At 69.5% G+C, this 23309-nt stretch carries 21 protein-coding genes; 7 read left to right on the forward strand and 14 right to left on the reverse strand.

What is annotated here, in order from left to right; translation table 11 throughout:
• Nucleotides 1–174: 174 nt before the first annotated feature.
• The 4 genes from ispG to QM595_RS06185 form a co-directional block, all read right to left on the reverse strand.
• A complete protein-coding gene (gene ispG / locus QM595_RS06170; RefSeq protein ID WP_415170656.1) occupies nucleotides 175–1326 on the reverse strand; it encodes a flavodoxin-dependent (E)-4-hydroxy-3-methylbut-2-enyl-diphosphate synthase in 1152 nt (383 codons plus the stop codon).
• Between the two features lie 132 nt (nucleotides 1327–1458).
• A complete protein-coding gene (locus tag QM595_RS06175) occupies nucleotides 1459–2805 on the reverse strand; it encodes a M50 family metallopeptidase (protein WP_415170657.1) in 1347 nt (448 codons plus the stop codon).
• Nucleotides 2802–3899: a 1-deoxy-D-xylulose-5-phosphate reductoisomerase gene (dxr, locus tag QM595_RS06180; RefSeq protein WP_415170658.1), complete on the reverse strand. Its 1098-nt coding sequence runs from the start codon at nucleotides 3897–3899 to the stop codon at nucleotides 2802–2804. The genes QM595_RS06175 and dxr overlap by 4 nt, the downstream gene beginning before the upstream one ends.
• Before the next feature lie 90 nt (nucleotides 3900–3989).
• Entirely contained in the window at nucleotides 3990–4766 is a 777-nt protein-coding gene (locus QM595_RS06185) for a hypothetical protein (protein ID WP_415170659.1), read from the reverse strand.
• 96 nt (nucleotides 4767–4862) lie between these two features.
• On the opposite strand from QM595_RS06185, the gene gabT reads away from it, so the two are divergent.
• Nucleotides 4863–6194 (forward strand): 4-aminobutyrate--2-oxoglutarate transaminase, encoded by a 1332-nt coding sequence (gene gabT / locus QM595_RS06190; RefSeq protein WP_415170660.1) that lies wholly within the window; start codon nucleotides 4863–4865, stop codon nucleotides 6192–6194.
• Nucleotides 6195–6319: 125 nt separating this feature from the next.
• Here gabT and QM595_RS06195 read toward each other — a convergent pair whose 3' ends face one another.
• Complete coding sequence (locus tag QM595_RS06195) at nucleotides 6320–7765, reverse strand: gamma-aminobutyraldehyde dehydrogenase (protein ID WP_415170661.1); 1446 nt, start codon at nucleotides 7763–7765, stop codon at nucleotides 6320–6322.
• Between the two features lie 155 nt (nucleotides 7766–7920).
• Here QM595_RS06195 and QM595_RS06200 point away from each other — a divergent pair, with 155 nt between their 5' ends.
• The gene (locus QM595_RS06200) at nucleotides 7921–9318 is read left to right on the forward strand and encodes an aspartate aminotransferase family protein (protein ID WP_415170662.1); all 1398 of its coding nucleotides are present in this window, start codon (nucleotides 7921–7923) and stop codon (nucleotides 9316–9318) included.
• Nucleotides 9319–9479: 161 nt separating this feature from the next.
• Nucleotides 9480–10448, forward strand: coding sequence for a hypothetical protein (locus QM595_RS06205; RefSeq protein WP_415170663.1), 969 nt, complete (start codon nucleotides 9480–9482; stop codon nucleotides 10446–10448).
• Here the strand turns inward: QM595_RS06205 and QM595_RS06210 are convergent.
• The 6 genes from QM595_RS06210 to QM595_RS06235 form a co-directional block, all read right to left on the reverse strand.
• On the reverse strand, nucleotides 10441–11004 hold the full coding sequence (locus QM595_RS06210) for a GNAT family N-acetyltransferase (RefSeq protein ID WP_415170664.1): 564 nt from the start codon (nucleotides 11002–11004) through the stop codon (nucleotides 10441–10443). The two genes, QM595_RS06205 and QM595_RS06210, sit on opposite strands and share 8 nt — an antisense overlap.
• A gap of 132 nt (nucleotides 11005–11136) precedes the next feature.
• Nucleotides 11137–12558 carry an NAD(P)/FAD-dependent oxidoreductase gene (locus tag QM595_RS06215; RefSeq protein ID WP_415170665.1) on the reverse strand — a complete coding sequence of 474 codons (1422 nt, stop codon included), beginning with the start codon at nucleotides 12556–12558 and terminating at the stop codon, nucleotides 11137–11139.
• Nucleotides 12558–13364: an ABC transporter permease gene (locus QM595_RS06220; protein ID WP_415170666.1), complete on the reverse strand. Its 807-nt coding sequence runs from the start codon at nucleotides 13362–13364 to the stop codon at nucleotides 12558–12560. Before QM595_RS06220 ends, QM595_RS06215 begins: the two co-directional genes overlap by 1 nt.
• Nucleotides 13364–14218 (reverse strand): ABC transporter permease, encoded by an 855-nt coding sequence (locus tag QM595_RS06225; protein WP_415170667.1) that lies wholly within the window; start codon nucleotides 14216–14218, stop codon nucleotides 13364–13366. The genes QM595_RS06220 and QM595_RS06225 overlap by 1 nt, the downstream gene beginning before the upstream one ends.
• A complete protein-coding gene (locus QM595_RS06230) occupies nucleotides 14218–15369 on the reverse strand; it encodes an ABC transporter ATP-binding protein (RefSeq protein WP_415170668.1) in 1152 nt (383 codons plus the stop codon). The genes QM595_RS06225 and QM595_RS06230 overlap by 1 nt, the downstream gene beginning before the upstream one ends.
• Nucleotides 15353–16543, reverse strand: a complete 1191-nt coding sequence (locus QM595_RS06235; protein WP_415170669.1) for a spermidine/putrescine ABC transporter substrate-binding protein — start codon at nucleotides 16541–16543, stop codon at nucleotides 15353–15355. The genes QM595_RS06230 and QM595_RS06235 overlap by 17 nt, the downstream gene beginning before the upstream one ends.
• A gap of 196 nt (nucleotides 16544–16739) precedes the next feature.
• Here QM595_RS06235 and QM595_RS06240 point away from each other — a divergent pair, with 196 nt between their 5' ends.
• The 4 genes from QM595_RS06240 to QM595_RS06255 all read left to right on the forward strand — a co-directional run bounded on the left by QM595_RS06240 (nucleotide 16740) and on the right by QM595_RS06255 (nucleotide 20888).
• The gene (locus tag QM595_RS06240) at nucleotides 16740–17213 is read left to right on the forward strand and encodes an Lrp/AsnC family transcriptional regulator (protein ID WP_415170670.1); all 474 of its coding nucleotides are present in this window, start codon (nucleotides 16740–16742) and stop codon (nucleotides 17211–17213) included.
• A 44-nt stretch (nucleotides 17214–17257) separates the two neighbouring features.
• Nucleotides 17258–18580 carry an NAD(P)/FAD-dependent oxidoreductase gene (locus tag QM595_RS06245; RefSeq protein WP_415170671.1) on the forward strand — a complete coding sequence of 441 codons (1323 nt, stop codon included), beginning with the start codon at nucleotides 17258–17260 and terminating at the stop codon, nucleotides 18578–18580.
• A 33-nt stretch (nucleotides 18581–18613) separates the two neighbouring features.
• Complete coding sequence (locus QM595_RS06250) at nucleotides 18614–19693, forward strand: LOG family protein (RefSeq protein WP_415170672.1); 1080 nt, start codon at nucleotides 18614–18616, stop codon at nucleotides 19691–19693.
• A 112-nt stretch (nucleotides 19694–19805) separates the two neighbouring features.
• Nucleotides 19806–20888, forward strand: a complete 1083-nt coding sequence (locus tag QM595_RS06255; protein ID WP_415170673.1) for a hypothetical protein — start codon at nucleotides 19806–19808, stop codon at nucleotides 20886–20888.
• A 98-nt stretch (nucleotides 20889–20986) separates the two neighbouring features.
• Here QM595_RS06255 and QM595_RS06260 read toward each other — a convergent pair whose 3' ends face one another.
• The 3 genes from QM595_RS06260 to rlmN form a co-directional block, all read right to left on the reverse strand.
• Nucleotides 20987–21526, reverse strand: coding sequence for a hypothetical protein (locus QM595_RS06260; protein ID WP_415170674.1), 540 nt, complete (start codon nucleotides 21524–21526; stop codon nucleotides 20987–20989).
• Nucleotides 21527–21617: 91 nt separating this feature from the next.
• Entirely contained in the window at nucleotides 21618–22073 is a 456-nt protein-coding gene (locus QM595_RS06265) for a hypothetical protein (protein ID WP_415170675.1), read from the reverse strand.
• A gap of 68 nt (nucleotides 22074–22141) precedes the next feature.
• Nucleotides 22142–23287, reverse strand: a complete 1146-nt coding sequence (rlmN, locus tag QM595_RS06270; protein ID WP_415170676.1) for a 23S rRNA (adenine(2503)-C(2))-methyltransferase RlmN — start codon at nucleotides 23285–23287, stop codon at nucleotides 22142–22144.
• Nucleotides 23288–23309: the final 22 nt, after the last annotated feature.

Raw genomic sequence — 23309 nt, forward strand, 5'->3', positions numbered from 1 at the left:
GTCGGCAGAAGTGCTGGTGTGAGAGGGCCCGAGTCGGCAGAAGTGCTGGTGTGAGAAGGCCCGAGTCGGCACAAGTGCTGGCCGCGCCCGCAGCACTTGTGCCGACTCGGGCCTTCTCACACCAGCACTTCTGCCGACTCGGGCCCTCTCACACCAGCACTTCTGCCGACTCGGCTAGGAGACGGTGACCTGGGGGGCGGCCCCGTCGACGGCCTCCATGCCCTCGGCGATCTTCATGGCCTCGTCGATCAGGGTCTCCACGATCTGCGGCTCGGGGACGGTCTTGATGACCTCGCCCTTGACGAAGATCTGGCCCTTGCCGTTACCGGAGGCGACGCCGAGATCGGCCTCGCGGGCCTCGCCGGGGCCGTTGACGACGCAGCCCATCACGGCCACCCGGAGCGGCACCTCCAGGCCGTCCAGACCTGCGGTGACCTGCTCGGCGAGGGTGTAGACGTCGACCTGGGCCCGGCCGCAGGACGGGCAGGAGACGATCTCGAGCCGGCGGGGCCGCAGGTTGAGCGACTCCAGGATCTGCAGGCCGACCTTGACCTCCTCCACCGGCGGCGCCGAGAGCGAGACCCGGATGGTGTCGCCGATGCCCTTGGAGAGCAGCGCCCCGAATGCGGTGGCCGACTTGATGGTGCCCTGGAAGGCCGGGCCGGCCTCGGTGACGCCGAGGTGGAGCGGCCAGTCGCCGCTCTCGGCGAGCAGCTCGTAGGCACGCACCATGACCACTGGGTCGTTGTGCTTGACGGAGATCTTGAAGTCGTGGAAGTCGTGCTCCTCGAACAGCGACGCCTCCCACACCGCGCTCTCGACCAGCGCCTCGGGGGTGGCCTTGCCGTACTTCTCCAGCAGCCGCCTGTCCAGCGAGCCGGCGTTGACCCCGATCCGGATCGAGGTGCCGTGGTCCTTGGCCGCAGCCGCGATCTCCTTGACCTGGTCGTCGAACTTGCGGATGTTGCCCGGGTTGACGCGGACCGCGGCACAGCCGGCCTCGATGGCGGCGAAGACGTACTTCGGCTGGAAGTGGATGTCGGCGATCACCGGGATCTGGGAGTGCCTGGCGATCTCGGGCAGCGCGTCGGCGTCGTCCTGGGAGGGGCAGGCGACCCGGACGATGTCGCAGCCGGCCGCAGTGAGCTGGGCGATCTGCTGCAGGGTGGCGTTGACGTCGGAGGTGAGCGTGGTGGTCATCGACTGCACCGAGATCGGTGACTCGCTGCCGACGCCGACCTTGCCCACCCGGATCTGCCGCGTCCGGCGGCGGGGCGCGAGCACCGGCGGTGGCGCCGCCGGCATCCCGAGGGAGACTGCTGTCATATCAAGCAGGGTACTTCTCCCCGGCGACGACGGCCTCTTCCTCGGCGCCGCCTGGATCGGCGGCAACGCCGGCGCCGGGCGCTCCAGGTGGCCCGCACCACACCGTACCAGTGATCGGAGCAGGCTGGTCGGCTAGTCGGTCGACAGGTGGACCGGGACGACCAGGTCGCCGACGATCAGCACGACGCCCATGACCAGCAGCGCCGACCCGACGACATAGGCCACCGGCAGCAGCTTGGCGACGTCGACATAACCGGGATCGGGCAGGCGGCCCAGCCGGGCCAGCAGCCGTCGTACCGCCTCCCACAGCGCGCCGGCGATGTGGCCGCCGTCGAGCGGCAGCAGCGGCACGAAGTTGAACAGCCCGATGAACAGGTTGAAGCCGGCCACCAGGCTGACCAGGGCGGCCGCCTTGTCGCCGAGGGGGAAGTCCTCCGAGGCCGTCTCGCCGGCGATCCGGCCGCCGCCGACGATCGACACCGGGCCGTTGGGGTCGCGCTCCTTGACCCCGGCGATGGCCTCCGCGACTCCCCAGACCCGCACCGGCAGCTTCACCAGTGCCTCCACACTGTCGGCGACCATGCCGCCCATCTGACCCAGCGTGAAGAGCGGGCCGCCGCGGATGACCTGGACATGGGAGGTGGGGCTGACGCCCAGGAAGCCGACCTGGACCAGCGTCTCGTCGGTCTCGGAGGTCGGCCGCGCCTCGACGGTGGTGTTGGTGGTGGCGGTGTGCTCCACGCCGTCGCGGAGGTAGCCGATGGTGGCGGTGCCGTCCTGGTTGGCGCGCACCAGCTGGCGCAGCTGCTCCCAGCCGGAGATCGCGACGCCGTTGAACGAGGTGATCTCGTCACCGGGGAGCAGCCCGGCGATCTTGGCGGGCGATGCGGGGTCACTCGGCAGGCACTCGGTGCGGTGCTCGACGTAGGGGATGACGCAGGTGGTGACCTCGTCGAGCACCGGCCGGCCCTTGTCGGCGACGAGCTCGCGCAGACCGTAGCTGCCGAACAGGATGGCGAACAGCACGAAGGCGATGAGCAGGTTCACGCTCGGGCCGCCGGCCATGACGACGACCTTCTTCCACCAGCTCAGCTTGTAGAACAGCCGGTCCTCGTCCTCGGGCCGGATCGTCTCCCACTCCGCGGCCCGCGCGTCGGAGATGAGCTGGGTGAACAGCCCGGTGTTGGACTTGCGCACCTTCAGGGAGCCGTCGGCCTGCCGCTCACCGAGGCGGTCGGCGCCGGGCGGCAGCATCCCGACGATCTTGACGTAGCCACCCAGCGGGATCGCCTTGAGGCCGACCTCGGTCTCGCCGCGCTGCCTGGACCAGACCGTTGGCCCGAAGCCGATGAAGTACTGCGTCACCTTCCCGCCGAACGCCTTCGCCGGGATCAGGTGGCCCAGCTCGTGCAGGCCGATCGAGGCGAGGATGGCGAGGACGAAGAGCACCACGCCGACGAGGTAGAGCAGGGTGGTCATGAAGCCTCTATCAGTCGTTGTGCGGTCTCTCTGGCCCAGGCGTCGGCGGCGAGGACGTCGTCGACGGTGAGCGCCTCCGTCGAGGGTACGTCGGTCGCCTGATCGAGCACGGCAGCGACGGTGTCGACGATGCCGGTGAAGGGCAGCGCCTCGCGCCGGAAGGCGTCGACGGCCACCTCGTTGGCCGCGTTGTAGACCGCCGGGGCGGTGCCACCGCGGCGGCCGGCCGCCCGGGCCAGCGCCACCGCCGGGAACGCCTCGTCGTCGAGCGGGTGGAACTCCCAGGTGTTGACCAGCGACCAGTCGACGGGCGGTGCCGCATCGGGCACCCGGTCGGGCCAGTCCAGGCCCAGCGCGATCGGGATCAGCATCGTGGGCGGCGAGGCCTGCAGGATGGTGGAGCCGTCGACGAACTCCACCATCGAGTGGACCACGCTGGTGGGGTGGACGACGACCTCGATGGCGTCGAAGGGCACGCCGAAGAGCAGGTGCGCCTCGATCACCTCCAGCCCCTTGTTGACCAGGGTGGCGGAGTTGATGGTGATGACCGGGCCCATCGCCCAGGTCGGGTGGTTGAGCGCCTCGGCCGGCGTCACCGCGGCGAGCGAGGCCCGGCTGCGGCCGCGGAACGGTCCGCCGCTCGCGGTGAGCACGAGCCGCCGTACCTCGGCGGGAGAGCCGCTGCGCAGGCATTGCGCGATCGCCGAGTGCTCGGAGTCGACCGGCACGATCTGGTCCGGCGCGGCCCTCGAGAGCACCAGCGGGCCGCCCATGATGAGCGACTCCTTGTTGGCCAGTGCGAGGGTGTTGCCGGCCTCGAGCGCGGCCAGCGTCGGTCGTAGCCCGACGGCTCCGGTGATGCCGTTGAGCACCACGTCGCAGGCCATCGCCGCGGCCTCGACGCAGGCCTGCTCCCCCAGCCCGGAGAACCCCGGCCGGAGCTCGGCGACCTGCTGCTCGAACAGCTCCTTGTTGGCGCCCCCCGCGGTCAGCCCGACGACCCGGAACCTGTCGGGGTTGGCCCGGACCAGATCCAGCGCCTGGGTGCCGATCGAGCCGGTGGAGCCGAGGATGACGACATCGCGACGCTGCACCCCGACATTGTCGCAGCCGGTCGCGGAACGCAGGTGGCCCGCCGACCTGCGAGGTCGACGGGCCACCGTGCACGCGCTACGTGCTGCTGGTCACTCCGCGGCCGTGGCGTTCCAGGTGACCGTCAACGGGACGGAGTAGATGTAGTCGTCGAAGCCCGAGTCACCGGTGTAGAAGGCACCGAAGGTGTAGGTGCCCGACGGCAGGCCCTTGGTCTCGAAGTAGGTCTCGAACCCACGAGCGTCGTAGCTGAAGGTGCCGCCGTCGTCGATGCTGGCGAACGACGAGACGCGCAACGGGGAGTCGTAGCCACCGTCGGGATTCATGTCCTGGTAGAAGTCGACGTAGCTCCCGGGCTGGGCCGGGGCGCCCTTCCACTCGACCGATCCGGTGAGCTTGACCTGCGGGTAGAGGTCCTTCTGGACCGTGAAGGTGGTCGGGGTGATGTCGAGCTTGGAGGCCCAGACGCTGAAGGCCAGCGAACCCTTCTTCTTCCCGGACTTGGCCTTGATCTCGTAGGTGCCAGCGGGGAGGCCGAGCGGCACGTCCCAGGTGGCCTTGCCCTTCTTGATCTTGGCCTTGCCCTTGACGGTGCCGATGGAGAACTTGACCTTGCCCTTCTTGACGCCCTTGACCTTGGCGGTCACGGTGACGACCTTGGTGCCACCGGCGTGGTAGCCGTCGGCAGAGGCAGAGAGCTTGATGCCGCCCTTCTTGCCCTTCTTCTTGGCGAGGAGATCGCCGCTCTTGTCCGCCTGGGACACGGTGGACACACCAGCGGCCGACGCCTGGGAGCCGAGAACGAGCGTGGCCGAGGCCAGCCCGAGAGAGACAGCGGCCGCGAGGACGACCCGGGAGAGCAACTTCATGGTCAACACTTCCTAGTTCGACAGACTGACGGTCACCCCCTACCTTCCCCCGCTCAGCGGCCCGCCAAACCACCGGCTGCGGTTAATGTGGCGGGCATGACCGGCGGCCCCTCTCTCCCCCAGCACCGCAAGCTCGTCACCGCGATCCCCGGACCGGCCTCCTTGGAGCGGCTCGACCGCAAGAAGGCGCTGGTCGCCGACGGCGTCGGCACCACCCTCCCCGTCTTCGTCGCCGCCGCCGGCGGGGGCGTGCTGGTGGACGTCGACGGCAACAGTCTCATCGACCTCGGCTCGGGCATCGCCGTGACCACCGTGGGCAACGCCGCGCCGGCGGTCGTCGCGAGGGCGAGCGAGCAGCTGGCGGCCTTCACCCACACCTGCTTCATGATCACCCCCTACGACGGCTATGTGGACGTCTGCGCCGCGCTGGCGCGGCTGACGCCGGGGCACCATGCCAAGAAGTCGGCCCTGTTCAACTCCGGTGCCGAGGCGGTCGAGAACGCCGTGAAGATCGCCCGGGTCGCCACCGGTCGCGATGCGGTGGTCGTCTTCGACCACGCCTATCACGGTCGCACCAACCTGACGATGGCGATGACGGCCAAGAACATGCCGTACAAGAACGGCTTCGGGCCGTTCGCCGGCGAGGTCTACCGGGCACCGATGTCCTATCCGCTGCGCGACGGGCTCTCCGGAGCGGCGGCGGCCGCCCGTGCCGTCGACGTGATCGAGAAGCAGGTCGGCGCCGCCAACCTGGCCTGCGTCGTCATTGAGCCGATCCAGGGCGAGGGCGGCTTCGTGGTGCCGGCGGCCGGCTTCCTGCCGGCCCTGGCCTCATGGTGCCGCGAGAACGGCGTGGTCTTCGTCGCCGACGAGATCCAGGCGGGTTTCTGCCGGACCGGGGCGTGGTTCGCCTCCGAGGAGGAGGGCGTCGTACCCGACCTGATCACCACCGCCAAGGGCATCGCCGGCGGCCTGCCACTGGCCGCCGTCACCGGGCGCGCCGAGATCATGGACGCCGTCCACGGCGGTGGGCTGGGCGGCACCTACGGCGGCAATCCGGTGGCCTGCGCGGCGGCGCTCGGCGCCATCGAGGAGATGGAGAGCCACGACCTGGCCGGCCGCGCCCGTGAGATCGGAGCACTGATGCGGACCCGGCTCGACGCCCTCAAGATCGCCCACCCGGTCATCGCCGAGGTGCGCGGCCGCGGCGCCATGATGGCGATCGAGCTGACCACGCCGGGCACGCTGGAGCCCGACGCGGAGCGGACCGCCCGCGTCGCCGCCTACTGCCACGCCCAGGGCGTCGTGGTGCTCACCTGCGGCACCTGGGGCAACGTCTTCCGGTTCCTGCCGCCGCTCTCGATCAGCGACGAGCTGCTCCAGGAGGGGATGGACGTGGTGGCCGAGGCGTTCACCGCCACCGCCTGACCGCCACCCCGTGACCAGACGCAAACTGACACCCCAAACCCGCCGAGCAGGCTCAAACTGACACCAAGTCGGCGGTGACCGGACGCAAACTGACGCGGCCGGTCAGGCCGGGAGCTCCCGGAGCCTCATTCGCCGATATAGCTCATGACGTGCTTGATCCGGGTGTAGTCCTCCAAGCCGTAGAGGGAGAGGTCCTTGCCGTAGCCGGAGTGCTTGAAGCCGCCGTGCGGCATCTCGGAGACGTAGGGGATGTGGGTGTTGATCCACACCACCCCGAAGTCGAGCCGCTTGCTCACCCGCATCGCGGTGGCGTGGTCCTTGGTCCAGACGCTGGAGCCCAGGCCGTACTCCACACCGTTGGCCCAGCCGAGCGCCTCGGCCTCGTCGGCGAACCGCTGCACGGTGATGACCGGCCCGAAGATCTCGCTCTGGATCTGCTCGTCGTCCTGCTGGAGGCCGGCGAGCACGGTCGGCTGGTAGAAGTAGCCGCCCTCGCCGCCGGGGACGCTGGCGACGCCGCCGCCGGCCGCGACCGTGGCGTGGTCGGGCAACCGCTCGACCAGGCCCTTGACCCGGGCGAGCTGGTCGGGGTTGTTGAGGGCGCCGTAGAGGATGTCCTCGTCGTCGGGCAGGCCGGTCTTGGTGGCGCGGGCGGCCTCGGCGAGGGCGGCGACGAACTCGTCGTGGATGCCGGCCTGCACCAGCACGCGGGTGGCGGCGGTGCAGTCCTGGCCGGCGTTGAAGTAGCCACCCACCGAGATGCCCTCGACGGCCTTCTCGATGTCGGCGTCGTCGAAGACGATGACCGGCGCCTTGCCGCCGAGCTCGAGGTGGACCCGCTTGACGTCGAGCGCGGCGGTGCCGGCCACCTCCATGCCGGCCCGGACCGAGCCGGTGATGGCGACCATCTGCGGGGTCTTGTGGGCGACCAGCGCACGGCCGGTGTCGCGGTCGCCGGAGAGGACGTTGAGGACGCCCGGCGGCAGGAACTCCTGGGCCATCTCGGCGAAGGCGAGGCTGGAGGCCGGGGTGGTGTCGCTCGGCTTGAGTACGACGGTGTTGCCGGCCGCGAGCGCGGGCGCGATCTTCCACGACATCATCGCGAGCGGGTAGTTCCACGGAGTCACCTGGCCGACCACGCCGATCGGCTCGCGGCGGATCCAGGAGGTGTGGTCCTCCAGGTACTCCCCGGCGCTGCGGCCTTCCAGCACCCGGGCGGCCCCGGCGAAGAAGCGGAAGTGGTCGATGGTCGGCGGCAGCTCCTCGCTCAGCGTGAGCGCGAACGGCTTGCCGGTGTCCTTGACCTCGATCCGGGCGAACTCCTCGGCCCGCGCCTCGAACGCGTCGGCGAGCTTGAGCAGCGCCTCCGAGCGCTCGCGCGGCGTGGTCTCGCCCCAGGTCTCGAAGGCGTTCGCGGCGGCGGCGTAGGCCGCGTCGACGTCCTCAGCCGCCGACATCGGAGCCTGCGCGTAGACCTCGCCGGTGGCGGGGTCCACGACGTCGTACGTCGCGCCGCTCCTCGCCTCGACGAGCTCACCGTTGATGACGTTCTTGAAGGTCTGGTCAGCCATGTCCGCGAGCCTAGTGCGGCGATGAGTGATCAGGAAGCCCGTTCGCGGCAGTTTTCATCGGTCTTAACACCGCTGTGACAACGAAATCCGTAGAAAATGACGCTTTGAAGCGACGGATTCTTGCGTTTGCGCAGCTGGACAGCGACCATGGGAACATGAGCCTCGACTACGACGCCATGCAGCAGGCCGCCAAGGACCACCTCTGGATGCACTTCACCCGTCACTCGTCGTACACGGATGCCGACGTGCCGGTGATCGTGAAGGGCGAGGGTGCCTACATCTGGGACGCGAAGGGCAGAAGGTACCTCGACGGGCTCGCCGGGCTGTTCGTCAACCAGGTCGGCCACGGTCGCGCCGAGCTGGCCGAGGCCGCCGCGACGCAGGCTAAGGAGCTGGCCTTCCATCCGCTGTGGTCCTATGCCCACCCGACCGCGATCGAGCTCGCCCAGCGGCTCGCCGACGCGGCCCCGGGCAATCTCAACCGGGTCTTCTTCACCAGCGGTGGCGGTGAGGCCGTCGAGTCGGCCTGGAAGCTCGCCAAGAACTTCTTCAAGCTCACCGGCAAGCCGATGAAGCACAAGGTGATCAGCCGCCACATCGCCTACCACGGCACCACCCAGGGCGCGCTGTCGATCACCGGCATCCCGTTCCTCAAGCAGCAGTTCGAGCCGCTGGTGCCCTCGACCTTCCGGGTGCCCAACACGAACTCCTATCGTGCCGACGCCATCACCGGCGGCCTGATCGACGTCTCCGACGCTGCGTCGTTGGAGGCCTTCGGCCGCTGGGCCGCCGACCAGATCGAGGTGGCGATCCTCAACGAGGGCCCGGACACCGTCGCGGCGGTCTTCCTGGAGCCGGTCCAGAACGCCGGCGGCTGCTTCCCGCCGCCGCCCGGCTACTGGCAGCGGGTCCGCGAGATCTGCGATGCCTACGACGTGCTGCTGGTCTCCGACGAGGTCATCTGCGCCTACGGCCGGCTGGGCACCATGTTCGGCGGTCAGAAGTTCGGCTACGAGCCCGACATCGTCACCTCCGCCAAGGGGCTCACCTCCGGCTACGCCCCGCTCGGCGCGATGCTGACCTCCGACCGGCTGATGGAGCCGTTCCTGGCCGATGGCGCGATGTTCGCCCACGGCTACACCTTCGGCGGTCACCCGGTCTCGGCAGCGGTCGCGCTGGCCAACCTCGACATCTTCGAGCGGGAGCGGCTGCTGGAGCACGTCAGCGACAACGAGGCGGCCTTCCTGGCGACCCTGTCGCGGCTCAAGGACCTGCCCATCGTGGGCGACGTACGCGGCTCCGGCTACTTCTATGGCATCGAGCTCGTCAAGGACAAGGCGACCAAGGAGTCGTTCAGCGACGAGGAGTGCGAGCGCATCCTCTACGGCTACGTCTCCAAGGCGCTCTACGACGAGGGGCTCTACTGCCGCGCCGACGACCGCGGCGACCCGGTCATCCAGCTCTCCCCGCCGCTGATCGTCGGTCAGGCCGAGTTCGACGAGATGGAGCAGATCCTGCGCGTCGTACTCGAGAAGGCCTACACCCTCCTCTGACCCCCAGCATGGTGAGCAGACGCAAACTGACCTGCTCAACGCGGTGAGCAGGCGCAAACTGACGCCCTAAACCCGGTGACCGGTCCCAAACTGACACGGGTTATCCACAGCCGGTGATCTTGGTGGTGTGATCCTGCGACTGCCTGGGCAATCGGATGGTCATGACCGTCATCGCGCCCCGCCTCGCCGATCTGGACGTTTCGCTGCCGACTCGTGACCCGTTCACCGCCGACCAGGCCCGAGAGTCCGGAGTCTCCCTCCAGCAGTTGACCCGACTGACCCGGTCCGGGGTGCTGCGGCGACTGCTGCATCGTGTCTATGTCGCCAGTGACGTGCCCGACTCGATCGAGCTCCGGTGTCGCGCCGTGTCGCTGGCGCTCCCCCAGGACGCCTTCGTCTGTGACCGGACCGCTGCCTGGGTCTACGTCGGCTCCCGAGCGCTGGCCCCCAACGAGCATCTCAGCGTGCCACCGGTCAGCTGCTTCCGCGCCAGCGGTCGGCGGGCCCTGCGTGGCCGGCTGTCGGTGAGTGGGGAGCGCGCGGTCGTCGACGCCGACCTGCGCGAGTTCAACGGGCTGGTCCTGACCACCGAACTGCGCACCGCACTCGACCTGGGACGGCTCCAGCCCACCAGGGACATGCGGCTGTGGGGATTGGACAGCATGTTGGCGACCGGTGCCTTCACTCTCGACGAGCTGCTGCTCCAAGTGCCGCGCTTCAAGGGCGAGCGAGGGGTGGTGCTGCTCCGCGCCTTGGCGCCGCTTGCCGATCCGCGGTCGGAGTCGTTCGGCGAGTCAGCGCTGCGACTGCGGTGGTACGACGCCGGCCTGCCTCGCCCGCAGCTCCAGATTCCTATCGAGATCGATGGCGTCGAGGTTGCCCGCCTGGACATGGGGCTGCCGGAGTGGCTCTTCGCTGCGGAGTACGACGGCGAGCGCTGGCACAGCGACGATGACGACGTCGAGCACGACCAGACCCGACGAGGCTGGCTGAGGACGCAGCGGGACTGGTGGATCGAGGTGTTCCGCCGCGAGCACGTCTTCGGGCGCGGCCAGGACGCGGACCTGCGGTTGCGCCGTGCCGCGCACGAGGCCAGGGCGACCTTCGGCGCGCGCGTCTTCGTCATCTGAGCTCGCGGCGCATCACCCATCGCGGCTTCCCACCGAGCCGGCTCCCGGTCTCCGCCGCTCGCTGGAAGCCATGAGCCTCGAAGAGCGCCACCGTGCCGATGTAGCCGGAGATCGGGTCGACCCGATCCTCGCCCGCGTCGGCGGCGTAGCCCTCGATGACAGCGGCACCGTGTACCGAGGCGTGCTCGACGGCGCCCTCGAGCAGGTCGTGCATCAGCCCGCGCCGCCGGAAGCCGGCGCGCACCACGAAGCACACCACGGACCATGGATCCCCCTCGCCGACCACCGGGATGGTCCGCGACCGCATCAGTCGGCGGTACGACGACCGGGGAGCCACCGAGCACCACCCCGCCGGCTGCCCGTCGACGTAGGCCAGCACGCCGGGGCCCGGATCGGTCGAGCACTTGCGCCGCATGTAGTCGACCCGCTCCGCCATGTCGAGGCTGGCGCCGCAGCGGTAGGCGGTGCACCAACAGCCACGAATGCCCGTCTTGGGACCCACCACCGTCCGGAAGTCGTCGAACCTGCCCACCGCTGTCGCCACGTCGATTGCCACGGTCACAGGCTAGGAGCCAGGGAGGACGGTGACGGTCCGCGATCTCCGCGATGTCAGTTTGCGCCCGCTCACGCTGGTCTGGGTGTCAGTTTGGGGCTGCTCACGCTGGTTTGGGTGTCAGTTTGGGGCTGCTCACGAGTCAAAGCCCAGGCCGAGGCGGTCCAGGGTGCGGAGCCAGAGGTTACGCCTGCCGCCCCGGGCGTCGGCGCGCTCCAAAGAGCGGCGGGTGAGGCCGATGCCGACGAAGCGGGCGGGCTCGGGCGGGAACGGCAGCGGCCTGGTCCGCACCAGCTCCAGGGACGTCCGGTGCGTCTCCTCCCCGGAGAGCAGGTCGAGCATGACGTCGGCGCCGAACCGGGTGGCGGCCACCCCCAGGCCGGTGTAGCCCAGCGCGTAGGCCACCTGGCCGTCGTACGCGGTGCCGAAGAAGGGCGCGAACCGGGTGCAGGTGTCGATCACGCCCGCCCAGCGATGCGTGAACCGGAGCCCGGCCAGCTGCGGGAAGGTGTCGAAGAACTGCGCAGCCAGCAGGTCGTGGGTGCGGCCGGCGGTCTCCAACTCGGCGGCGATCTTGGAGCCGTAGAAGTAGACGGCGTCGTAGCCGCCCCACAGGATCCTGTTGTCGCGGGTGAGCCGGTAGTAGTGGAACAGGTTGGCCGCATCACCGATGCCCTCGCGACCCTCCCAGCCGATCGACTCCAGCTGCTCCGGCGACAGCGGCTCGGTCATCAGCACGTAGTCGTAGACCGGCACCGTCATCAGCGAGAGCCGGCGCAGCAGCGGCGGGAAGGCGTTGGTGCCGAGCGCGACCTGCCGGGCGCGGACCCAGCCGGACTCCGTCACCAGCCTCAGGCCGGCTGCGGCTCCGCCGCGATGGGACAGCGCGCCGCGCTGCAGCGAGGTCACCGTCGTGCCCTCGTGGATGGCGACGCCGAGGTCGAGACAGGCCCGCCGCAGCCCCCAGGCGAGCCGGGCCGGCTCCACCAGGGCGGTCTCGCCGGGCAGTTCCAGCGCGCCGAGGTAGGTGGGCGAGTGCACTCGGCTCTGGGCCTGCTCACGCTCGAGCAGCGCGTGCTCGACGCCGTGCTCGCGCAGCCGCTCCGAGAGGTCGGCCAGCTCGGCCAGCTGGTGCGGCTGGGTGGCGACGTTGAGCTCGCCCGCCATCCGCCAGTCGCAGTCGATGTCGTAGCGCGCCACCGTCGCGCCGATCGCCGAGAGGTTCTCGGCGCCCAGCCGGTCCAGGACGTCCAGCTCGCCTGGCCAGCGCTCCAGGCCGTTGCCGAAGCCGTGGGTCAGCGAGGCCGAGGCGAAGCCGCCGTTGCGGCCCGATGCCTGCTCGCCGCACTGGCACGCCTCCAGCACCATCACCGACCGGCCAGGGTCCCGCTCCTTCGCGCGCAGCGCGGTCCACAGCCCGGTGTAGCCGCCGCCGACCACGACCAGGTCCGCCTCTCCGGGGCCGACCAGCGGCGGCAGCGGGTCGGGTCGATCGGACTGCACCGCCGCGTCGAGCCAGTACGACGTCGTCCGGGCCTCGACGAGCGAGGGATGCATCAGCGCATCGCCAGCAGCTTCTGGCGTCGGCGGGAGCCGAGCTCGCCGGCCACGACCACGACGATGGCGATGAGGAACATCAGCGTGCCGACCACGTTGACCTGCATCGGCACGCCACGCTGGGCCGCACCCCAGACGAACATCGGGAAGGTGACGGTCTGGCCGGCGTTGAGGTTGGTGATGATGAAGTCGTCGAAGGAGAGGCTGAAGGAGAGCAGCGCCGCCGAGAGGATGCCGGGGAAGACCAGCGGGAAGGTCACTTTCCAGAAGGTCTGCCACTCGGTGGCGTAGAGGTCCATGGCCGCCTGCTCGAGATTGCCGTCGAGACCGGCCAACCGCGACTTGACGGTGACCACCACGAAGGAGAGGCAGAACATCACGTGGGCGATGAGGATGGTCCAGAAGCCCAGGTGGCCGCCGAAGCCGGTGGCGACGAAGAGCGCGAGCAGCGAGGAGCCCATCACGATCTCCGGGGAGGCCATCGGCAGGAACAGCACCAGGTTCATCGGCCCCCGGCCGGCGAAGCTGTGCCGCACCAGCGCGAACGCCGCCAGCGTGCCCAGCAGCGTGGCGACCACCGTCGCCAGCAGGCCGATCTCGATGCTGGTGACCACGGACTTGCACATGCCGTCGGGTGAGCAGGGGTGCAGCCAGTTGTCGAGGGTGAAGGACTGGAACCGGTAGAGGTTGCGGGCCTTGGAGCTGTCGTTGAACGACATCACCGCGACCACGATGTTCGGGATGTACATGTAGACGAGCACCAGCAGCCCGAGGATGAGGACCAGGTTCCTGCGCAGGAAGGACATCAGATCAGCTCCTCCGTGCCGGCCCTACGGATATAGCCGATCACCATGGCCACGATGATGATCATCAGGATCACCGACAGCGCCCCGGCGGCGGCGTAGTCGCCGGTGGTGGTGAACAGGCTCTGGATGACATTGCCGACCATCCGCTGGTTGGGACTGCCGAGCAGCTCGGCGTTGATGTAGTCACCGGCGGCCGGGATGAAGGTGAGCAGCGTGCCGCCCACGACGCCCGGCATCGACAGTGGCCAGGTGACCTTGAAGAAGCCCTTGACCGGGGAGGCGTAGAGGTCGCTGGCCGCCTCGATCAGCCGACCGTCGATCTTCTCCAGGCTGGTGTAGAGCGGCAGCACCATGAACGGCAGGAAGTTGTAGGTGATGCCGGCGATGACCGCGACCGGGGTGGCGAGCAGCCGGCCGTCCTCGCCGAGGACGTGGACGAACTGCAGCGCGTGGACGACCCAGCCCTCGTCGCCGAGGATCAGCTTCCAGGACAGCGTGCGGATCAGGAAGCTGGTGAAGAACGGCGCCACGACCAGCACCAGCATGAGGTTCTTCCAGCGACCTGCCTTGAAGGCGATGGCGTAGGCCAGCACATAGCCCAGCACCAGGCAGAAGAGGGTGGCCAGTGCGGCGTACCACAGCGAGCGCAGCAGCGGCCCCCAGTAGTCGGCGAGCGCGTGGCCGAAGTTGGCGAAGTGCCAGGTGACGTCGTAGCCGGTCAGGACCGATCCGTCGGGGTCGAAGAGCGAGGTGGCCAGCAGGGAGTAGAACGGGACGACGAAGAAGAGGCCGAGCCAGATCGCCGCCGGGAGGATCAGCCAGTACCCGGTGAGTCGGCGCCCCCTGACCTCCATCACTCCTCCTCGAGGCCGGCCTCGACGTCCTGGCTGGCGTCGAGGAGGAAGGCGAACTCGGGACGCCAGGAGACGTCCACCCTGGTGCCGGGCGGGATGATGCCGCGCCGGCCGGTGTTCTGCTCGAAGGCCAGCAGGTCCTGCCCCCAGGGCATCTTGACGACGTACTGCGTCGAGACGCCGATGAAGCTGGAGTCGATGACCACCGCGCCGGTCATGTGGTTGCCCGGGGCGTCGATGGGCTCGCCCTCGGGGGCGATGAGCACCTTCTCAGGCCGTACGCCGACCCAGCCCCGACCGGAGGTGGCGTGGGCTCGGGCCTCGGGGATGGACACGATCGTGCCCTGCATGTCGACCTTCACCACGCTCTGCCCTCCAGGAAGGGCTTCCTTGCCGACGATGGCGCCGCCGATCAGATTGGACTGGCCGAGGAAGTTGGCCACGAAGGTGGTCGCGGGGTTCTCGTAGAGCTCGGTCGGGCTGCCCATCTGCTCGATGAGGCCGCCGTTCATCACCGCGACGGTGTCGGCCATCGTCATGGCCTCCTCCTGGTCGTGGGTGACGTGGACGAAGGTCAGCCCGACCTCGGTCTGGATCCGCTTGAGCTCGAGTTGCATCTGCCGGCGCAGCTTGAGGTCGAGGGCGCCGAGCGGCTCGTCGAGCAACAGCACCTCGGGCCGGTTGATGATCGCCCGGGCGAGCGCGACCCGCTGCTGCTGGCCACCGGAGAGCTGCATCGGCTTCTTGGCCGCCTGGGTGGTCAGCTCGGTCAGCTCGAGGATCTCCCTGACCTGGACGTCGGTGTCCTTGACGCCGCGGCGACGCAGGCCGAAGGCGACGTTCTCGGCGATGCTCAGGTGCGGGAAGAGGGCGTAGTTCTGGAAGACGGTGTTGACCGGGCGCCGGTAGGGCTTCTCGAAGGTGATCTCGGTGTCGCCGAGCGCGATGGTGCCGGACGTCGGCACCTCCAGGCCAGCGACCATCCGCAACGTGGTGGTCTTGCCGCAGCCGGACGGGCCGAGCAGGGCGAAGAAGGAGCCTTGCGGCACCACCAGGTCCAGGCTCTTCACCGCGACGAAGCCGTTGGGGTATTCCTTGCGCAGGGCCGCGATGCGGAGGTCGCGCCCCGTGCCGTTAGCCACCTGAGACATCGGCGAACTCTCCTTCGTACTCGCGCATCTGGTACTCCTCGAGGGCCATGAAGGAATGGGTCGAGGCGAGGTAGTCCTCGGTGGGGAAGATCAGCGGGTTGTCGACCAGCTCGGGGTCGATCTCCTCCATCGCCTCGCGGGCGCCTTGCACCGGGCAGACGTACCACACATAGGCGGCCAGCCGGGCCGCGATCTCCGGCTCGTAGTAGTAGTCGATCCACTTCTCGGCGTTGGCCTGATGGGTGGCCAGGTTGGGGACGATCATGTTGTCCGCCCAGACCATCATCCCCTCCTCCGGTGGGAGGAAGACCAGGTTGTCGTCACCGGCCGCGGCCACGTCACCGGACCAGGCGACGCAGGCGGCGATATTGCCCGCGGCCAGGTCGTTGACGTATTCGTTGCCGGTGAAGGCCCGGATCTGGCCGCGGCTGCGGGCGGCGCGCAGCTTGTCCATCGCGCTCGCCCAGTCGTCGGAGGTGAAGTCGGCGGGGTCCTTGCCGGCGCTGAGCAGCATCAGCCCCATGGTGTCGCGCATCTCGGTGAGCATGGTGACCTTGCCGCGCAGGTCGTCGCGGGTCAGCAGCTCGTCCATGGTGCGGACCTCGCCGACCAGCGACTTGTTGTAGGCGATGCCGGTGAAGCCGCTCTGCCAGGGAGCCGAGTAGTCGCGATCGGGGTCCCACCCGACGCCGCGCAGCGAGGAGATCAGGTTGGCGTCGAGGTTGGGCACCTTCGACTTGTCGAGCTTCTGGATCCAGCCCATCTGGATCATCCGCGCTGCCATCCAGTCGGTGAGGACGAACATGTCGCGCTTGGTGGTCTGGCAGGCGCCGAGCTGGTTGACGACCTTGGCGAAGAACTCCACGTTGTCGTTGACGTCGGCCACGTAGGTGACGTCGATGCCGGTGGTCTGGGCGAACTCGGTCAGGGTGGAGACGTAGCCGTCGTCGTCCTCGTCGATGTACTCCGGCCAGTTGGAGACGACCAGCCGCAGGTCGCGCTCGGACTCGTCGGTCGCCTGGCAGGAGAGCGGATCCTGCTTGCGGTCGGGGGTGCCGAACAGCGGCAGCACGCCGATGCTCGCCAGACCGAAGGCGGCGGCACCACCGCCCTTCAGCAGGGTCCGGCGGCTGACTCCTCGGGAGCCCCCACCGGGCGGGGACGGGTTCGCCAACGTGCACCCCTTTCCGCGACCCCGGCCATCCGGCGGGGTTCCCGGATCGTGTCACGCCGTTGTGGGCTAGGACAAGGGAATCCGTCGGCGTGAAACATGAAAGCAACGACCTGCGTCGTTCTCAGCAGCCTGGACAGCCGGAATCCACAAGCCGACCCTTTGACGTGCCGCACCGCCACCGGTGACACTGGCGCGCATGGCACGTCCGCGAGACAGGTCCCCGGCCGCCCTCGACGAGGCCAGCTTGGCCATCATCGAGCAGCTGCAGCAGGACGGCCGGCGCTCCTACGCCGCGATCGGCAAGGTGGTGGGCCTCTCGGAGGCTGCGGTGCGGCAGCGGGTGCAGCGGCTCGCCGACTCGGGGGTGATCCAGGTCGTCGCCGTCACCGACCCGCTCCAGCTCGGCTTCGCCCGCCAGGCCATGGTCGGCGTCCGGGTCACCGGCCGGCTCGAGCCGGTGGCCGACGCGCTGGCCGAGCTGGACGAGGTGGACTACGTCGTCATCACCGCCGGCTCCTACGACCTGCTCGCCGAGGTGGTCTGCGAGAGCGACGAGCACCTGCTCGAGCTGATCTCCGACCAGATCCGCACCATTCCCGGGGTGGTCGCCACCGAGACCTTCATGTATCTGCGGCTGCGCAAGCAGACCTACTCCTGGGGTGTCCGCTGAGCCGGTACGACGGCCTCTCGCTGTGGCACGCCACGGCGGGGCCGTTGACGCCGCGACCGGCGCTGGCCTCGTCCCTCGCGGTCGACGTCGCGATCGTGGGCGCCGGCCTCACCGGCCTGTGGACCGCCTACTATCTCGCGGCCGCCCGCCCCGACCTGCGGATCGCGGTGGTCGAGAGGGAGATCGCCGGCTTCGGCGCCTCGGGACGCAATGGCGGCTGGGCCTCGGCCCTCTTCCCCGCCTCGCTTGCCACGCTCGCCCGGCTCAGCTCCCGGGAGGCGGCGCTCGCCCAGCATCAGGCGATGCGGGCCTCGGTCGACGAGGTGATCGCGGTGGCCGCCACGGAGGGCATCGACGCCGACATCGCCAAGGGCGGCACCGTGGTGCTGGCCCGGACCGGGCCGCAGCTGGCGCGGGCCCGCGCCGAGGTCGCGGAGGCGCGGTCCTGGGGGCGCGAGGACCTGACGCTGCTCTCCGAGGCCGAGGCCCGGGCGCGGCTCGACGCGGCCGGCACGCTGGGGGCGACGTACACCGCGGACTGCGCGGCGCTGCACCCGGCCAAGCTGGTGCGCGGCCTCGCCTCGGTCGTCGAGGGCCGCGGCGTGGCCATCTACGAGCAGACCCCCGCACTGGCGATCGCGCCGCATGCGGTCACGACGCCGGCCGGGACGATCACGGCCGACATCGTGGTCCGGGCGACCGAGGGCTACACCTCCTCGCTGCCCGGCCTGGAGCGGGCCCTGGTGCCGGTCTACTCCCTGATCATCGCCACCGCCCCGCTGCCCGCCTCGGTGTGGGCGGAGATCGGACTGGCGGAGCGGGAGACCTTCTCCGACCATCGCAACCTGATCGTCTACGGCCAGCGCACCGCCGACGATCGGCTCGTCTTCGGCGGCCGGGGCGCGCCGTACCACCTCGGCTCCTCGATCAGGCCCGGCTTCGATCGCGACGAGCGGGTCTTCGCCTCGCTCTACGCCACCCTGCTGGAGATGTTCCCGGTGCTGCGAGGCACCCGGGTCACCCACTCCTGGGGCGGTGCGCTGGGCATCCCGCGCGACTGGTGCGCCTCGGTCGGGCTCGACCCGACCACCGGGCTGGCCTGGGCAGGCGGGTACGTCGGCGACGGGGTCACCACCACCAACCTGGCCGGCCGGACGCTGCGTGACCTGATCCTGGGCCGCCCCTCCGAGCTCACCGCCCTCCCCTGGGTCGGTCACCGCTCCCCGCTCTGGGAGCCGGAGCCGCTGCGCTGGCTCGGCATCAACGCCGGGCTGCGGGCGATGAGCCTGGCCGATGCCGAGGAGACGATCACCGGCCGCCGCTCGATCGCGGCGCGGCTGATGGCGCCGCTGCTGGGCGGGCACTGAGCCGTGAAGCGGCGCAGAGGTCGAGTGGTCCTGGTGGAGTCGTTGGCCGAGCTCGATCGCCGGGTCGAGTGCGGGGTCAGGTCGTGGAGCGGCTGGCGGCTGCGGGCGCTCAACCTCACCGAACGTGGCGAACAGCTGCACCGGGCCGACGTCGCCGGCGCGACCTTCCTCGGCTGCCGGTTCGCGAATGGCGACGCGGACCGGGTCGAGGCCGAGGGCGCGCTGGTGCTGCCGACCATCAAGGGCGTCCCGGTCGACGTCTACCGAACGACGCTCTACACGCCGGAGGAGCTCTACGACGCCGGCGCTCCTCCGGGTCGCTGCCGCTATGCTGCGAGCCTCGACGCTCGCGCCTACGCCTGGTCGCAGCAGGTCGGCACGCCGGACGACACCCTGGCGCGGGCGCTGCACGACCACGCCGTGGACGAGGCGCTGGAGAGCTGGCGGCAGGGTCGCCGCATCGTCGGCGTGATGGGCGGGCACGCGCTGCGGCGCGGCAGCGAGGGGTACGCCGAGGCCGCCCTGCTGGGTGCCCGGCTCGGCGCCATCGCGGGCATCACCGTGGCGACCGGCGGCGGCCCGGGCGCGATGGAGGCGGCCAACCTCGGCGGCTACCTGGCGCGCCAGCCGGACGACACGCTGACCAAGGCGCTCGCCATGCTGGCCGCCGTGCCCTCCTACCGGCCCTCGGTCGGTGCCTGGGCCGATGCCGCCTTCGAGGTGCGCGCCACCTGGCCCGGCGAGGCGTCGCTCGGCATCCCCACCTGGCACTACGGCCACGAGCCGCCCAACGTCCTCGCCGGCGCGATCGCCAAGCTCTTCCGCAACTCGCTGCGCGAGGCGCTGCTGCTCCAGGTCTGCGACGGCGGCATCGTCTTCCTGCCGGGTGCTGCCGGGACGGTGCAGGAGGTCTTCCAGGACGCCTGCGAGAACTACTACGCCGACGCGTCCTCGGTCGCGCCGATGGTGCTCGTCGGCCGTCGCTACTGGACCGAGGAGCGCCCGGTCTGGCCGCTGCTGCAGTCGCTGGCGCAAGGCCGGGCGATGGCCGGGCACCTCCATCTGGTGGACTCCGTCGACGAGGCGGCAGCGGCGATCGCGGCCAGGTCGTGACCAGAGAACGATCCCCAGCGCCACCAGCAGGCGGACCGCCACCGCCGATCACTCTGCGGTCCGCTTGGTACCCTCCTGCTCTCTCTTGAGCCGATTCGATGCGGGAGTCCGGATGTCATTCGTCGAGAAGATCCGCGCGACGACCGCGTGCGCCGTCGTGGGCGCAGGCATGGTCCTCCTCGCTCCTGCACCGGCAGCGCGGGCCGCGGGGGTGTCGGATGCTCAGAACTATGCGGAGTACGCCCTCGCGAGTGGCACCGGGAGCTATGACAGCGTGACCTGCACCAGCGCCAACCGGGTGAACCACTCCTGGTCCACGAAGGGCACCGACGTGGCCTCCCTCGGCAGCAGCAGTGACGGCTCCAAGCAGCTCGTAGGTGTCAGCACTGGTGTCGTGGGTGCCTCGTTCACCTCCGACGGCACGCTGCAGACCACCAGTTCTCTGGACTGGGACGGAAGCAGAGGCGGCAGCATCGCCTTCCGCGGGAATGCCACCGTGCAGGTCACCGACCCGTCTCAGAAGTGCCAGGGGTACGGCGGCACGGAAGCCGACTACTACAAGGTGCTCGTCGCCGAGCGCAGCGCCAGCTTCACCATCACGGTGACGACCGAGGCGGCGTACCAGTGGGCCTACCTCGACGTGGACACCTACGCGGCAGACGGCAGCGCATCCTCGAAGAAGGACGTCTACGACTACGCGAAGACCATCACATCCGCCGGCCCCTCGGTGACCTACGGCACCACGATCCGCCTCGCCGCCGGCGAGGCGGTCACCTTCCGTGGGTCCAGCTCCGTGGAGGCGTTGGCCAGCTATGGGTACGGCGGCAACCCGGTGGTCTACTCGGGCAGCGAGCGCAACCAGCTGAACGGGGGCGCCACGGTGACCTACTCCCTGGCCCTCGACCCCGCGCCGGGCCAACAGAGCTCGCCGACCACGGGAAAGGCGGCCGACACCGCCGTCTATCCCACCACGCTGGGCTGCGGGACGAAGTCCTACACGTTCTCTCCGAAGAAGCCGAAGAAGCTGGCGAGCGTGCGCATCTACGCGAACGGCAAGAAGCTGAAGACGGTGCGCCATCCCAAGAAGGTGGTGCGGGTCAAGCTGCGCAAGACGAAGGCCACCAAGCTCACGTTCGTCTACACCTACAAGTCGGGGAAGAAGCGCACCGTCGTGAAGCACTACCGGGCCTGCTGACGATCGCGGGAGCGGGTGAAACGTCTCCCCGGGAGGGCGTTGAACGGGATCAGGTAGCGAGGGTCGTCCGGACGGACGCACACTCGGGTTTCGCGTTTTCATACCTCGACAATGCGGATGGCCAGCGGATCGAGGCGACGCCGCCACTCCCCTCCTCGCGCCCAGCTCCATGCGATCACGTCCGGCAGCGCAAGCAGCGGCTCCTCGTGCCGCTGGTGATGCACGTAGGTAGGACGCCGATGCGGTGGAACGGCCGACAGCAGGCGCCTGTCGAAGGGTTCCATGCTGGCATCTCGATCGAAGACCAGGTGCGCTTGGACGACGTCGACCTGCTCCAGCAGCGAGGTGAGCGCTCGTGCCCGCCGCTCATGCTCCTTACCGCTGCCACCGGATGCGTCCAAAACCCAGACGTCGACTGCCAGTGCCACGACTGCGTCGGCAATGACCTTCCGACGCGCCCCACCTTCCGCCTTCATGTGAAGCGAGCGCTGCCCGGGCATGACCAGAGTATTGACTGCCGCTCGAAGCTCACGAGCACGCTCGGCTCCGCGCTTCTTGGCGTCGTTCTGGAACAACGAGACCGCCTCTCGTGAGATCGGCTTGCCGGTGGGGTCGTACTGCTTGACCTGAACAGCCACACGCGGCGACCCCCGCCCTCTCTAGCGCCCCGGCAAATCGTCGCGAACTCGGTCCTGGGAGGACCGAGTTGCATTCGAACGCGTAGATGGCCTATGCGGCTAAGTACCGTCCAAGCGCCGACACAAACGCATCTCGCACATCGTCGGGACCCGCGAAAGCCCGCCCTCGTCCAATTTCAAGCGGACGCTTGAGGGGTACCAGGCCACCGTGCGCGTATCGGGAGGGCTTGCCGCGGAGCGGAACCGCAATGGTCTCTGTCAGCCAGTAATGGTTGCCGACATCGTCCTGGGAACGAAGCGTTGGCACATCCACCCTCCAACCCTTGATGCGAAGCCCGGCCGGTTTGTGAATCGGGTGTAGTCCGGCTTCCCGCGCGGCACCGACGAACTCTTGAGCGAAACGCTCAACAAACTTGATCCACTCAGAGTGTGAGCACATGCCGTTGTCTAGCTCTTGCTGACGACGCTCATACTCGGCCTTCTCGCGCTCGGCCTTCTCGTGGCGAAACCGCTCTGCGGCCGCCCCAGCTTCATCACGCATGGACACGTGTCCAGTGTATGCGCAGGTGTACCTTCTCACGCCAGTGACAACACGTAGACGCCTGCCACCGACAGTCAGTCCGCGTTCGCAGCCAACTGGCCACAGGCGGCGTCGATGTCGGAGCCGCGGGTGTCGCGCATGGTGGTGGAGATGCCGCGGGCGTTGAGGCGGCGCATGAACTCGTCCATGTCTGCCTCGCGGGAGCGGGTGAAACGGCTCCCCGGGACGGCGTTGAGCGGGATCAGGTTGACGTGCACCCAGCCCTGCCGCCGGCGGCCGCCGGCGCCATCCGGGACAGCGCCGTAGCCGTTGAGGACGTCGGCGAGCAGGTCGGCGCGCCAGGCCTGGTCGTTGATGTCGCGCATCATGGCGTATTCGATGGAGACGCGGCGCTTGGTGGTGCGGGCGTAATCCCAGGCCGCCTCGACGGTCTCGGCCACCGAAAAGCGCGTGTTGATCGGCACCAGCTCGTTGCGCAGCTCGTCGTCGGGGGCATGCAAGCTCAGCGCCAGCGTGACCGGGATGCCCTCCTCGGCGAGCTGCCGGATCCGCGGCACCAGGCCGACGGTGGAGACGGTGATCCCGCGCGCCGACATCCCGAGCCCTTCCGGGGCCGGGCTGGTGAGGCGTCGTACCGCGCCCACGACGGCCTTGTAGTTGGCCAGCGGCTCTCCCATGCCCATGAAGACCACATTGGAGACGCGACCCGGGCCGCCGGGCACCTCGCCGCGGGCGAGCGAGCGGGCGCCGGCGACGACCTGCTCGACGATCTCGGCGGTGCTCATGTTGCGCTGCAGGCCGCCCTGGCCGGTGGCGCAGAACGGGCAGGCCATCCCGCAGCCGGCCTGGGAGGAGACGCACATGGTGACCCGGTCGGGGTAGCGCATGAGCACCGACTCGACCAGCGCTGCGTCGAAGAGCCGCCACAGCGTCTTGCGGGTGGTGCCGCGGTCGGCCTCGAGGGTGCGGATCGGGTCGATCAGCCGGGGCAGGAAGCCCGCGACCAGCTCGGCTCGCTGCGCGGCCGGCAGGTCGGTCATCTGCTCCGGGTCGTCGACGAGGCGCTCGAAGTAGTGGGTCGAGAGCTGCTTGGCCCGGAAGGCAGGAAGGCCCAGCTCCTTGGCGGCGTCCTGTCGCTCGGCGAGGGTGAGGTCGGCGAGGTGCCGCGGCGGCTTGGCGCGGCCGCGCGGCGGGGTCAGGACGAGGGGAAGCGGCTCCATTGCGTCGATTCTCCCATCCGCC

Source organism: Nocardioides sp., from assembly GCF_047607185.1.
Taxonomy (GTDB): domain Bacteria; phylum Actinomycetota; class Actinomycetes; order Propionibacteriales; family Nocardioidaceae; genus Nocardioides.

Bases quoted from the DNA above. Each gene is read 5' to 3' on its own strand.
- ispG (WP_415170656.1), bottom strand. From the start codon at position 1,326: ATGACAGCAGTCTCCCTCGGGATGCCGGCGGCGCCACCGCCGGTGCTC.
- QM595_RS06175 (WP_415170657.1), bottom strand. From the start codon at position 2,805: ATGACCACCCTGCTCTACCTCGTCGGCGTGGTGCTCTTCGTCCTCGCC.
- QM595_RS06185 (WP_415170659.1), bottom strand. From the start codon at position 4,766: ATGAAGTTGCTCTCCCGGGTCGTCCTCGCGGCCGCTGTCTCTCTCGGG.
- gabT (WP_415170660.1), top strand. From the start codon at position 4,863: ATGACCGGCGGCCCCTCTCTCCCCCAGCACCGCAAGCTCGTCACCGCG.
- QM595_RS06195 (WP_415170661.1), bottom strand. From the start codon at position 7,765: ATGGCTGACCAGACCTTCAAGAACGTCATCAACGGTGAGCTCGTCGAG.
- QM595_RS06200 (WP_415170662.1), top strand. From the start codon at position 7,921: ATGAGCCTCGACTACGACGCCATGCAGCAGGCCGCCAAGGACCACCTC.
- QM595_RS06205 (WP_415170663.1), top strand. From the start codon at position 9,480: ATGACCGTCATCGCGCCCCGCCTCGCCGATCTGGACGTTTCGCTGCCG.
- QM595_RS06215 (WP_415170665.1), bottom strand. From the start codon at position 12,558: ATGCATCCCTCGCTCGTCGAGGCCCGGACGACGTCGTACTGGCTCGAC.
- QM595_RS06220 (WP_415170666.1), bottom strand. From the start codon at position 13,364: ATGTCCTTCCTGCGCAGGAACCTGGTCCTCATCCTCGGGCTGCTGGTG.
- QM595_RS06225 (WP_415170667.1), bottom strand. From the start codon at position 14,218: ATGGAGGTCAGGGGGCGCCGACTCACCGGGTACTGGCTGATCCTCCCG.
- QM595_RS06230 (WP_415170668.1), bottom strand. From the start codon at position 15,369: ATGTCTCAGGTGGCTAACGGCACGGGGCGCGACCTCCGCATCGCGGCC.
- QM595_RS06240 (WP_415170670.1), top strand. From the start codon at position 16,740: ATGGCACGTCCGCGAGACAGGTCCCCGGCCGCCCTCGACGAGGCCAGC.
- QM595_RS06255 (WP_415170673.1), top strand. From the start codon at position 19,806: ATGTCATTCGTCGAGAAGATCCGCGCGACGACCGCGTGCGCCGTCGTG.
- rlmN (WP_415170676.1), bottom strand. From the start codon at position 23,287: ATGGAGCCGCTTCCCCTCGTCCTGACCCCGCCGCGCGGCCGCGCCAAG.